This window comes from Telluria antibiotica (assembly GCF_011682055.1).
Classification (GTDB): domain Bacteria; phylum Pseudomonadota; class Gammaproteobacteria; order Burkholderiales; family Burkholderiaceae_D; genus Telluria; species Telluria antibiotica.
This window is the reverse complement of sequence record NZ_JAAQOM010000005.1, coordinates 15,560-27,718: the sequence shown is the minus strand read 5'-3', so window position 1 is coordinate 27,718 and position 12,159 is coordinate 15,560. Positions and strand designations below refer to the sequence as shown.

The window sequence follows — 12,159 nt, the reverse complement described above, 5'->3', positions numbered from 1 at the left end:
GTGCGCGATCGGCGGATTCAGCCACGTACGGTGGGCACCCCGTGCCCACCGTGCGCAGACGCGGCGCGTGCGCGATCGGCGGATTCAGCCACGTAGGGTGGGCACCCCGTGCCCACCGTGCGCAGACGCGGCGCGTGCGCGATCGGCGGATTCAGCCACGTAGGGTGGGCACCCCGTGCCCACCATGCGCAGACGCGGCGCGTGCGCGATCGGCGGATTCAGCCACGTAGGGTGGGCACCCCGTGCCCACCATGCGCAGACGCGGCGCGTGCGCGATCGGCGGATTCAGCCACGTACGGTGGGCACCCCGTGCCCACCATGCGCAGACGCGGCGCGTGCGCGATCGGCGGATTCAGCCACGTAGGGTGGGCACCCCGTGCCCACCATGCGCAGACGCGGCGCGTGCGCGATCGGCGGATTCAGCCACGTAGGGTGGGCACCCCGTGCCCACCGTGCGCAGACGTGACGCACGCGTTCATCCGATGGATTCAATGCGTAACGCTGGCGGCCGCCTCGGAACGCCGCCGCCGCAACAAGTGCCGGATGCGCGCGCTGAGCGCATCCGGGTGATACGGCTTCTGCAACAGGTTCACGGACGCCTCCAGCTTCCCCTCGTGCGCGAGCACGCCTTCCGCATAGCCCGACGTGTACAGGATCTGCGCCTGCGGCAGCCACTCCCGCACGACGTCGCCCAGCTGCAGGCTGCTCACGGCCCCCGGCATGATCACGTCCGTGAACACGAGGTCGATGTGCTGGCCGCCCTCGACGATCTCGACGGCGCGCGCGGCGTCCGGCGCTTCCAGCACCCGGTAGCCCAGCGCCGACAGGATGCCGCACGTCGTGCTGCGCACGTCTTCCTCGTCCTCGACGACGAGGATGGTCTCGATGCCGCCCAGCAGAGGCCCCGGCGCGACGTGTTCCGCGCGCACGGCCTCTGCCTCGGTGCGCGGCAGGTAGATGCGCACGCTGGTGCCCTTGCCCGGCTCGCTCTTGAGGACGATCTCGCCGCCGGACTGCTTGACGAAGCCATAGGCCATCGACAGCCCGAGCCCGGTCCCCTGCCCCGTCGGCTTGGTCGTGAAGAACGGTTCGAACGCGCGCTCCAGCACTTCCTGCGCCATGCCCTTGCCCGTGTCCGCCACTTCGATCAGCACGTAATGGCCGATGGGCACCTCGGTGGGCAACGGGCCGTCGGGCCCGACGTTGGCGGCGCGGATCGTCAAGGTGCCGCCGCCGGACATCGCGTCGCGCGCATTGATGGCGAGGTTCAGCAGCACGTTGTTGAGCTGGCTCGGATCGACGAGCGTGCTGCCGAGGCCGGCCGCGATCTCGGTCACGACGCGCGCGCGCGGGCCGAGCACGCGGCGCACCATGTCGTCCATCTCGCGCAGCAGGTGGCCGGGATCGATCACGACGGCCTGCAGCGGCTGGCGGCGCGCGAACGCGAGCAGGTGCGACGACAGCTTGGCGCCCCTCTCGACGCCGGCCAGCGCCATGTCGACGCGCGCCCTGCCCGCATCGTTCAGGTTCCCGACCAGTTTCAGCAATTGCAGGTTGCCGCCGATGATCTGCAGCACGTTGTTGAAATCGTGGGCGACGCCGCCCGTCAGCTGGCCGATGGCTTCCATCTTCTGCGCCTGGTGCAGCGCCGACTGGCTGGCCGCGAGCTGTTCCTGGCTGTGGCGCAACGACACGAATGCGGCATCGCGCTGGCGCCGGGCGATGCACGCATCGCTGTGGTAGCGCACGCGTGCGACGAGCTCGCGCGGATCGGGCCATTTGACGAGGTAATCGTTGGCGCCGACGGCGAACGCCTTCGCCTTGATCTCGGGATCTTCCTCCGACGACAGCAGGATGACGGGGATGTGCTCCGTGTCCTTGTCGGCGCGCAAGCGGCGCGTGACCTCGAAGCCGTCGATCTCGGGCATGCGCAGGTCGACGAGCACGACCGTCGCACCGATCTCCTTCGCCAGCGCGACCGCCATGCCGGGATCGCGGGCATACCGCAGCGCATACGACGCGCACCCTTTCATGCCGTGGGAAATGATGTCCTCGGCAAAGGGTTCGTCATCGATCAGGAGAATCGAGCAGGCGCTGGGGTCTTCCTGGTTCATTGCAAAGCAGCAGGGATCGGCATTGAAGAGAGAACCAAAATTGCAAAATAGTAAGGGTTGATTTTACACCAACCATGCCGGTGAGGTTGCCCGATTGAAGCGTGCGACGGGATGGCAATCTCATATCGCGGGCGTTGGTGACACGATCCGTACCGCTAGCGCGGGTGCCGCCCTCCCCTGTTGGACAATGCGGGTTTCCGGACTTCCTTGATGGCAGGCTCGAACGCGTCGAGGCGCTGCATCACCGAGGAATTTTTCGCGTACTTCTTCTTGAGCTGCGCCAGTTTCTGATCAGTTCCATTGCACAGCGTCTGTGTTTCGCGCTGCAGCCGGCGCGCGCGATGTTTATCGACCGGATCGGGTAGTTCGCCGCGCATGTGATCGCAACCCTCGCGTTGGTCGATGAAGTTCCGCACATCGCCTGGAAGCCGTTCATTTGCCAGGACTGGATGGAATGGGACCCATAAGGACAGACAAAGCACGATTGTTTTCATGGCTCATGCTCCGTTATCCGACCAGTGCGGATCATCGCGGCTGCACGGTCACGTGTCCTTGCGCACGCGCCAATACACGGAATAGCGCTGGTGGTGCAGGTCAAATAACGGCCGGACGACGATGCCGGTTGCCGGACCGGCACCCTTGATCGTGAACGCGGACGGATCACCGGGAAGTGGAACGAGCCAATCGGCGGGATTGCCGGACGGGCTGACGATATCGGGAACCGGCACCGCCGCGATCTTCAGGTAGGCATCCTTGTCGCCCACGTCGCTGGCGGGCATCTTGTCCTTGCCAAGTTCCCCGGCCAGCAAGACGGGACCATGGAATATCGAGACCATCGAGGCGTCGTCCCGCGCTTGCTCGAGGCGCAGCCCCGCGGGAAGCGTCAGGTCGATCACGTCCCCCGCTTTCCATTGCCGCCTCAACGAGACATAGCTGCCGGCTTTCGCGTCCACGCGTTGTGGCTTGTCGTTGATCCTGACCGTCACCGGTTTGGCGACCCACGCGGGGATGCGCAATTGGAGCGTGACGGCGTGGGGGCCAGGTCTGACGACCGTGAAGCGCACCGGCTCGCCGCGCATGATCTCCCCTTGCTGCCGCAACACCATCCCGGCTTCACGCCAGCTGAGCTCGGACGGGATGTACAGGTTCACCCAGAGCGCATCCGCCTTGTGGAAGTAGACGCCTTCGTTGTAGCGTGCCGTGTTTTCGATACCCGTGCCCATGCAGCAAAAGCTGCCATTCAGGTAGGTGCGGAAATCGCCATGGAACGGCGTGAAGTAAGTCATCGCGCCGGTATCGGGTGCCACCGACGCCAGCACGTGGTTGTACAACGCACGCTCGTAGTAGTCGGCGAGTTCCGCACGGCGGTTGCGCTCGAACAGCCTGGCCGTCAGCTTGAGCATGTTGTGGGTGTTGCAGGTTTCGGCGGTGGTCGGAGGCAGCATCTTCTGATCATGGATCGACGGGCCGGCCTCCACGCCGGGTTTGTCGAACCATTCGTTGAATGCGTTGCCGCCGTTGGCGAACGAATGCCGGTGCACGACCAGCCGCCAGAAGTTCTCGGACGCCCGCAATTCCACCGGATTGCCATCGACGTTCGCGCTGTTCGCCAAGCCCACCGCTGGCGCGATGTGCGTATTGGCGTGCAAACCGCCCAGCTTGTCCTCACCGTCGGCAAGCGGACCGACAAACCAGGCGCGATGGAATATGCGGGCGGTATCGAGGTGCCGGGGATTGTGGTCGATCTTGTAGAGTTCCGTCAGCGCGTCACTCATCGCGCCAAACTCGTTTTGCGGATTGCGGCTGCCGTCCGTGCGGAACATCCTGTCGATCTGCGCGGCATCCAGCGCCGCGAGTCGTTTCCCAAAGTAGTCGGCCATCCTCGTGACGACGTCGAGTGCCTGCTTGTTGCCGACATACGTATAGGCGTCGATGAGGCCCGACATGATCTTCTGGATCGTGTAATAAGGCACGCCGATGCCCCCGGCATCGGCCCCGGGCTTGCCCTCGATCTGGTCAAAGGCGGCCGTGGAAAAGGCGGCCAGGTAGCCATCCAGATTCAGAGTCCGTTGGCATGTGGCGAGCTCCCCCACGAGGTAGTTCACCCGGTCGCGAAACAGGAGGCTCCCCGTCGCCGCCGCCATGCGCGACGCGGCGGACAAATAATGCCCTGCCATGTGCCCACGGATAAATTCGCTATCCCAGCCGTCGTAGCCCTTCTCGATGCCTTCTTTTTGCGGAAGCCTGGCCAAGGCGCGGTAGTGGTACAGCAATTTTTCGGGATCGTAAGCCGCGAGCACCCCGTTGCGATGCAGTTCCTGCCGTGCGTAAAACGGACTGCCCGGCAGCAAGCGCACCTGATTTGCCAGGAAAGCGCGGGCGCCATCTAGCGGAACCGTACCCGACACTGGAGGTGCAAGTTGGCCGAGGTCGCGGGCGGCACAGTGCGCCGGCAGCGCCGCGAGGGTCGCTTTGAGCAGCGAACGCCGGGTGAAGGACATGGAACAGCCTTTCGTCGAATAGGATAGCGGAAGCCGAATATCGGCCGCCTACCGACGGGTTGTCAAGAATGAAAATGAAGAACTCGGAGACGAAAATTGCCGGCCGTCAGCGGCTCTTCTTTTTATTCGACGTAAAAGTTCGCGCATAAAAACCCGGCGGCTTCTTCGCGACCCAGTCGATGAACGCGCGGATATCGGCATCGTCCCGCAGCGCGTCCCACGTGTGATACGCACGCAGCAATTCACGTTCGGAAAAGGTCGCGTGGATCTTGCGGTGACAGATTTTGTGGATGGGGAATTGCTCCCTGCCCTTCATCGACTTCGGGACGAGGTGATGGCGGTCGATGTTGACCGTCCCGAGCGGCCGGCCGCACAGCGGGCACGGGCCGTCGGCCGCGGGCGGCGGCTCGGGAGGATTGGGAGGAACGGGACGGCGCGCCATGCTCCGCATATCGAGGCGGACGCCGCCGTTTAAAGGGCTGTCTCAGCCGCGCACGCGCGCCGCGATGGCATCGCCGACCTCGACCGTCGTCGCCGTGCCGCCCAGGTCCGCCGTGCGTGGCCCCGTGCGCAGCACGGCCTCGATCGCGGCCACGATGGCATCGTGCGCCTCGCCGCAGCGCGGGTCCGGGTTCGGGCCGGCCGCAAGGAACGCGAGCATCATCGCGCCCGACCAGATCATCGCGATGGGGTTGGCGATGCCCTGGCCGGCGATGTCCGGCGCGGAGCCGTGCACGGGCTCGAACAGCGACGGGAACGTGCGGTCCGGGTTCAGGTTGCCCGACGGCGCCAGGCCGATCGTGCCCGTGCACGCGGGGCCGAGGTCGGACAGGATGTCGCCGAACAGGTTCGACGCGACGACGACGTCGAAGCGGTCGGGCTGCAGCACGAAGCGCGCGGTCAGGATGTCGATGTGCTGCTTGTCGACGATGACCTGCGGATAGTCGGCGTGGATCGCGTCCGCGCGGCCGTCCCACCACGGCATGCTGATGGCGATGCCGTTCGACTTCGTCGCGACGGTGAGATGACGGCGGCGGCGCGCGTGCGCGAGTTCGAACGCATAGCGCAGCACACGGTCGGTACCGTGGCGCGTGAACACGGATTCCTGGATCACCATTTCGCGCTCGGTGCCGGGGAACATCACGCCGCCCAGGTTCGTGTACTCGCCTTCCGTGTTTTCGCGCACGACGAAGAAGTCGATGTCGCCCGGCTTGCGGCCGGCCAGCGGGCACGGCACGCCTTCGAACAGGCGCACGGGACGCAGGTTGATGTACTGGTCGAATTCGCGCCGGAACTTCAGCAGCGAGCCCCACAGCGACACGTGGTCCGGCACGAGCGCGGGCCAGCCGACGGCGCCGAAATAGATCGCGTCCATGTCGGCCAACTGCTCCTTCCAGTCGGGCGGCATCATCTCCCCGTGCTGCATGTACCAGTCGCAACTGGCCCATGGAAAATGCGCGAAGTCGAGGTGCAGGTTGAAGCGCTCGGCCGCGGCGGCCAATACCTTCAAGCCCTCCGGCAGGACTTCCTTGCCGATGCCGTCGCCGGCGATGGCGGCGATCTTGAAACGTCGTGTCATGTCGGTCTTTCTTGAAGTGTGATGCATCCGGCTCACACGGCCGGCGCCGCGACGACGAGGCGCGAAAAGCTCGCCACGCTGGCCGCGAACGAGAACGCGGCCGCGATGCCGAGCGCGAGCCACGGTCCGCGCACATGGGAAATGGTAAGGCAGAACGCCACCAGGGCGGCGCCCGTCGCCTGTCCCGTCAGGCGCGCGGTGGCGACCATGCCGCTCGCGCTGCCCGCACGCGTGGCCGGCGCGCTGCCCATGATCGCCTTGACGTTGGGCGCCTGGAAGAAGCCGAAGCCGATGCCGCACACGGCCATGCGCCAGCCGATGGCGAGGGCCGACGGGTCCGCCGGCAAGGTCATCATCGCGACGAGGCCGGCCGCGAGGATCACGAGGCCGATGCCGCCCAGCAGGCCCGGAGAGTACCGGTCGGACAGGCGGCCCGCGATGGGCGCCATCACGCCGACGAGCACGGGCCACGGCGTCATCAGGAAGCCCGTCTCGACGGGAGAGCGGCCCAGCGTCGTCTCGAAGTAGAACGGCAGCGCGACGAACGCCAGTGCCTGCGCGGCGAACGTGCAGATGGCGGTGATGGTCGACAGCGCGAACAATGGCCGGCGGAACAAATCCACCGGCAACAGCGGCGCCGGATGGCCCCGTTCGCGGCGCAGCAGCAGGCCGAAGAACACGAGCGCGACGAGCGCCTCGGGCAGCAAGGTGGCCAAGGGCACGCGGTGCGCCGCGTCGCCCAGCGCCAGCACGGCCATCGAGAACGCGACCACGTTGTAGAGGCCGGCGACGACGTCGACCTTGTGGCTGGCACGGCGCGTGTCCGGCAAGACCTTGCGCGCCATGAAGAAAGCGACGATGCCCGGCACCACGTTAATGCCGAACAGCCATTGCCAGGATGACGCCGCGAGGATGATCGACGCGAGGCTCGGCCCCAGCGCGAAGCCGACCGCGACGACGAGCGCGTTGGTGCCGAAGCCGCGTCCCTGCAGCGCGGCCGGATACGTGGCGCGCAGCAGCGCCGTGTTGACGCCCATGATGGCGGCGGCGCCGAGCCCCTGGAACAGTCGTCCGACGATGAGCAGCGGCAGCGACCACGCGAGCGCGCACGCGAGCGAGGCGAGCGTGAACAACGCCATGCCGGCCACGTAGACGCGGCGGTAGCCGAGGGTCTCGCCCAGCGCCGCGATCGGCAGCAACGTGGCGACCATCGCCAGCTGGTAGGCATTCACGATCCACACGGAGTCGGCCGGCGAGGCGTGCAATTGCTGCGCCATCGCGGGCAGCGCCGTGTTGGCGATGGCCGTGTCGAGGGCCGACATGCCCACGCCCAGCGCGAGGGCGAGGATGGCCCAGGTGCGGGGTCCGGCCGGGAGGCCGTCCTGTTCGAGAGGTGTTGTATTGACTGTTGCCTGCATGCTCGATCCTGACGGCAAAGGATCGATTGTAGGCCTGTCGGGCGAAGCTTGCAGCGGACCGCTGTTTTTCATACGGCCCGTACTGACAGGTAAAACGGCTCAGCAGCCGCTCGGCTTCACCCGCTCGACCTCGAGCCCGAACAGCGGCCGCAGCCGCGTACCGATGACGTTGCCGGCGAACGCGGCGACGAGCCACAGCCAGCCGTGCAGGCTGCCCGACACGATGCCGCTGAAGTAGGCGCCGATATTGCAGCCGTACGCGAGGCGCGCGCCATAGCCGAGCAGCAGGCCGCCCACGACGGCCGCGACGAGCGAACGCAGCGGCACCCGCCACTGCGGCGCGTAACGGCCCGCGAGCGCGGCCGCCAGCATCGCGCCGAGCACGATGCCGATGTCCATCACGGACGTCACGTCGTGCGACACGGGCGCGGCCAGCGCGGCGGCGTTCGCCTTCGTCGACCAGTACGTCCAGCTCGCCGTGTCGATGCCGACGAGCTGCGCGGCCTTCGCGCCCCACAGCGCGAACGCGGACGTCACGCCCCACGGCCGGCCCGACAGCGCGAGCGTCGCGAAGTTCAGCACGACGAGCGCAATGGCGCCCGCCACCAGCGGCCACGGGCCGTGCAGCCACGGCGACGCCTGCGCGGGCCGCAGCTCGGGCGCGACGAGCCGTCCATGGCGGCGTTTCTCGACGAGGACCGTGACCACCGCGATCAGCGCGAACACGGCCCAGTTCAGAAGCAGCGCGGGCAGCAAGCCCAGCGTTTTCACGAGCGAGACGGGCTGCAGGTGCGGCAGCGCCGTCCAGAATGGCATGTGCGCCGTGGCGACGACGGAGCCGATGATGAACGCGGCCAGCGTGACGATCATGCGCGTGCTGCCGCCGCCCACGGTGTACAACGTGCCGGACGCGCAACCGCCGCCCAGCTGCATGCCGATGCCGAACAGGAACGCGCCGACAACGACGGACATGCCCGCGGGCGACACGAGGCCCGAGACGGGATTGCCGAACAAGGTGCCTGCGGACAGTGCCGGAAAGAACAACGCGACGCCGACGGCGAGCATGATCATCTGCGCGCGCAGGCCGGCGCCGCGCCCGTCGGCGATGAACACCCTCCATGCGGACGTGAAGCCGAACGCGGCGTGATACAGCGCGAGACCCGGCAGCGCGCCGACGACGAACAGCGCGGCGTGTTTCGTATCGACGGTCTGCGCCAGGTACCAGGCGCCGAGGAGGATGAGCAGCAGGGAGACGCCGAGCGGTTTCGGATTGAGGCCGACACCGCGCGGGAGGGTTGATGAAGCAGCATTAGACATTTGAAAACGATCTCTGAATAACGTAACTCGTTATTTTCGCTCGTTTTTTTGTTTGCTGCTGACGACGCCGGCGGATTGCCCGCGGCGGCTCAAGGCGCGCAGAGGAACGGCTTCGGTGCCGCGACGACGACCGTGTCCGCGACCGTCAGGTCGTCCGGCACGGCCGGCAGCGCCTGCCGGATCGCGGATTTTTCCCCGTCGAGATTGCCGCCCCGCGTGACACGCCCATCCTTGCCGTAGACGAAATCGCCGAGGTAGACGGCGCGGCCCGCCGGCGCCCGGAAGGCGACGGGCTCGCCGTTCGGCTGCGCGCCGTTCATGGGGCTGTACACGTAGCTGCCGGGCGCCACGTCGAACGCGAAATAACGGATGCCGATGGCCGTGGCCGGCACGATCGCGTCGACCCGGTTGAAGCGGAAGCAATTGCCCGTGATGGCCTGCTGCTCGACGCTGTATTCGGTCAGTTGTACGCTGAAGTTGGGGTAAGCCCACGGGCCGTCGACACCGATGCCGTAGACGATCACGGCACGGCCCGCACGAGGGGCGCCGCCGGTCGCCAGCGGCACCGTCGAGTTCAGGGTGCAGCCGCTCGTCAGGAGGGCCGCCAGCGCCAGCGCGCTCGATCGCTTTCCGGACATCGTCATCTCCTCGTCGCGAACTGGACGGCAAAAAGGCCGTGTACTGCAGAACAATACACGGCCTTTTCAATTCTGGCTCCCCGACCTGGACTCGAACCAGGGACCTGCGGATTAACAGTCCGTCGCTCTACCGACTGAGCTATCAGGGAAAGGAGGCCGCATTATAGCGGCTCAACCCTGCGGCATCAAGAGCGCGTGCTGCGAGGCCGTATGGAAATCGCGCCACACGCGGTTGATGTCGCTGTCCCGGCTTGCCGCGACGAGACCGCAGTACGGGTACAAGGTGTCGACCGCGTGCCGCGCCGCCGCGACCCATTCCTGCGCGAGTGCCTGCATCTGCGCGGCCTGCGCGTCCGCGACGCTGCCGCCAGCCGCCACGTCGGCCCAGCATGCATCGAGCAGCGCATAGAATCTGCCGCGCACGTCGTCCAGGCGGTCGCGCGCGCCGTCCAGCGCGGCGCGTACGGCCGGTACCTCGATCAGCGGTTCGTTCTGCCCGAAGCGGTTGCGCCGGCGCGCGATGCATGCGGCCGCGAGGTCGACGAAATGGGCCGCCATGCCCGCGACGTTCGCCGCCAACGTGACGAACGCGAACGGCAGGAACGGGAAGCGGTACAGCGGGCCTTGCGCGCGCGCGGCGGCCGGGTCGATGACGAAGCCGTGGTCCGCATGGACCCACGCGCCACGGACGCGGTAGGCGTGCGACGCCGTGGCGACGAGGCCCACGCAGCGCCAGCGCGGCACGATCTCGACGATGGCCTTCGGCACCACGAACGCCAGCATGCGCGGCTGTCCGTCCGCGTCGAACAGCGGTTGGCCGTTCTCGCGCAAGTAAGCGTTGAACGTGAAGTGCGTCGCCATCGGCGCGCCGCTCGCGTAATCCCACTCGCCGTCGATGCGCCAGCCGTCGCCCTCGCGATCCGCGTGGCCTGTCGGGGCGCCGCTGCCCGCGAGGCAGGCGCGCGGCGTCGCCAGGATCGCGCGCGCGAGGTGCGGCGGCAGGAAGCCAGCGAACCAGCCGGCGCCGGCGCACAAGGTCACCGTCCAGCCGGTGCTGCCGTCGACGCGGGCGATCGCCTCTTCGAGCCGCACGACGTCCGGCAGCGGACGCTCTTCCCCGCCGACGGCGCGCGGGGCCAGCATGCGCAACCAGCCGCGCCGGTGGATCAACGCCTGCTGGACGGGATGGAGCCAGCCGTCGCGGTCGGCCGCCGCCGCGTGGCAGGCGATACGGGTGGCGTCGCGCGGCGCGAGCGGAGACAGGTTAGTCATGGGACGCGCTCAAGTGGCGGACAATCGCGTCGCGCAACGCGAACAGGTGCCGGTTGCCGTCGAACTCCGCGTGCGGACCGTTCCCCGTATGCACGATCACGACCCGGGCCACGGGATCGATAAAGATGTTCTGGCCGTTGACGCCCCAGAACATCGAGCGCCCTCCGGCCGCCTGCGGTATCCAGATCTGCAGTCCGTAGTACGGCGGGTGCGACGGCTGCGGTTTATCGCGCCGCAGCTCGGTCATCTTCGCAATCCAGTCGGCGGGGACGATCTGCTTGCCGTCCACGCGGCCCTGGTTCATGACGAGATAGCCCAGCCGCGCGTAGTCGCGCAGCGTTGCGGCGAACTGTCCTTGCACGCCCTCATCACCGTCATGGTTCTTGATCCAATATCCGTTCGCCTCGGCGCCCATGGGCATCCAGAGCTTGTCGTCGAGATACGCGGTCAGGTTGTTCGTGTTCAGGCGCCGGGCCAGGATCAGGCCCAGCAAGGCGGTTTGCGCGCCGTTGTATTTGAATTCCGTACCGGGCGCCGCGGCGCGCTCCTTTTTTGCCTTCAAGTAGTCGTGCACGTTCTGGCGCGGCGCGATGATCGGATTGAGCGCCTGGTTATCGGAGTGCACGCCGGGCTCGAACGAGTTCACCAGCGCGACGCCCGACGACATGCGCAGCAGGTCTTCGACCGTGGCGTCCGCAAACGCACTGTCCTTGAAATCCGGCAGCACCGTCGCGACTCTGTCGTCGAGCGCCAGCTTGCCGTCCCCGACGGCGATTCCCATCAACAACGCGAGTATCGATTTCGATATCGAGGCGGACAGCAGGCTGTCGCTCGGCTTGCGGCCCTGGAAATAGCGCTCGAATACGATCCGGTCGTCTTTCAGGACCAGAAATCCGGTGGTGCAAAATTTCGTCAGGTATTGCTCGAGCGTGTACGTGGCCGGATCGTCGCGCAGCTTGTAGGTCACGTCGCCCAGCGCCGGGCCCGGCTTGAGCGGGAACGGCGCCGCGGCGGCGCCGGCCGTGTTGTGCGGATAGCGATCCTGCGGATTGAGGAAATAGTCGGCACAGTCGCTGCGCGCCGACGCGGGCGCATGCCAGAACAGGCTGGCTGCAAGGGCCGCGATACCCAGCAGGGCCACGACGCTGCGCTTTGGTGCCATCAGGATTTCAATCATCTGCATCCCCAAACGAAAAAGGCCTTGCGATCGCTCGCAAGGCCTTGCATTCTGGCTCCCCGACCTGGACTCGAACCAGGGACCTGCGGATTAACAGTCCGTCGCTCTACCGACTGAGCTATCAGGGAATTGAGGCAATATTA

Annotated in this window: 10 protein-coding genes and 2 tRNA genes; all 12 read right to left on the bottom strand. The window is 66.9% G+C overall.

Annotated features, from left to right (window positions below):
* Positions 1–488 precede the first annotated feature (488 nt).
* On the bottom strand, positions 489–2,114 hold the full coding sequence (locus tag HAV22_RS09530) for a response regulator (RefSeq protein ID WP_166858867.1): 1,626 nt from the start codon (positions 2,112–2,114) through the stop codon (positions 489–491).
* 155 nt (positions 2,115–2,269) lie between these two features.
* Positions 2,270–2,608 (bottom strand): hypothetical protein, encoded by a 339-nt coding sequence (locus tag HAV22_RS09525; RefSeq protein WP_166858866.1) that lies wholly within the window; start codon positions 2,606–2,608, stop codon positions 2,270–2,272.
* Between the two features lie 48 nt (positions 2,609–2,656).
* The gene (locus tag HAV22_RS09520) at positions 2,657–4,615 is read right to left on the bottom strand and encodes a beta-L-arabinofuranosidase domain-containing protein (RefSeq protein WP_166858865.1); all 1,959 of its coding nucleotides are present in this window, start codon (positions 4,613–4,615) and stop codon (positions 2,657–2,659) included.
* A gap of 106 nt (positions 4,616–4,721) precedes the next feature.
* Positions 4,722–5,057 (bottom strand): HNH endonuclease signature motif containing protein, encoded by a 336-nt coding sequence (locus HAV22_RS09515; RefSeq protein WP_166858864.1) that lies wholly within the window; start codon positions 5,055–5,057, stop codon positions 4,722–4,724.
* Positions 5,058–5,099: 42 nt separating this feature from the next.
* On the bottom strand, positions 5,100–6,194 hold the full coding sequence (locus HAV22_RS09510; RefSeq protein ID WP_166858863.1) for a tartrate dehydrogenase: 1,095 nt from the start codon (positions 6,192–6,194) through the stop codon (positions 5,100–5,102).
* 32 nt (positions 6,195–6,226) lie between these two features.
* Positions 6,227–7,612: an MFS transporter gene (locus HAV22_RS09505; RefSeq protein ID WP_166858862.1), complete on the bottom strand. Its 1,386-nt coding sequence runs from the start codon at positions 7,610–7,612 to the stop codon at positions 6,227–6,229.
* A 99-nt stretch (positions 7,613–7,711) separates the two neighbouring features.
* Positions 7,712–8,929, bottom strand: a complete 1,218-nt coding sequence (locus HAV22_RS09500) for a YeeE/YedE family protein (RefSeq protein WP_166858861.1) — start codon at positions 8,927–8,929, stop codon at positions 7,712–7,714.
* Between the two features lie 89 nt (positions 8,930–9,018).
* On the bottom strand, positions 9,019–9,567 hold the full coding sequence (locus HAV22_RS09495) for a hypothetical protein (RefSeq protein ID WP_166858860.1): 549 nt from the start codon (positions 9,565–9,567) through the stop codon (positions 9,019–9,021).
* Positions 9,568–9,640: 73 nt separating this feature from the next.
* Positions 9,641–9,716, bottom strand: a tRNA-Asn gene (locus HAV22_RS09490).
* Between the two features lie 22 nt (positions 9,717–9,738).
* A complete protein-coding gene (locus tag HAV22_RS09485) occupies positions 9,739–10,839 on the bottom strand; it encodes an acyl-CoA dehydrogenase family protein (RefSeq protein ID WP_166858859.1) in 1,101 nt (366 codons plus the stop codon).
* Positions 10,832–12,001, bottom strand: a complete 1,170-nt coding sequence (locus tag HAV22_RS09480) for a serine hydrolase domain-containing protein (RefSeq protein ID WP_166858858.1) — start codon at positions 11,999–12,001, stop codon at positions 10,832–10,834. The genes HAV22_RS09485 and HAV22_RS09480 overlap by 8 nt, the downstream gene beginning before the upstream one ends.
* A gap of 67 nt (positions 12,002–12,068) precedes the next feature.
* A tRNA-Asn gene (locus HAV22_RS09475) sits at positions 12,069–12,144 on the bottom strand.
* Positions 12,145–12,159 lie beyond the last annotated feature (15 nt).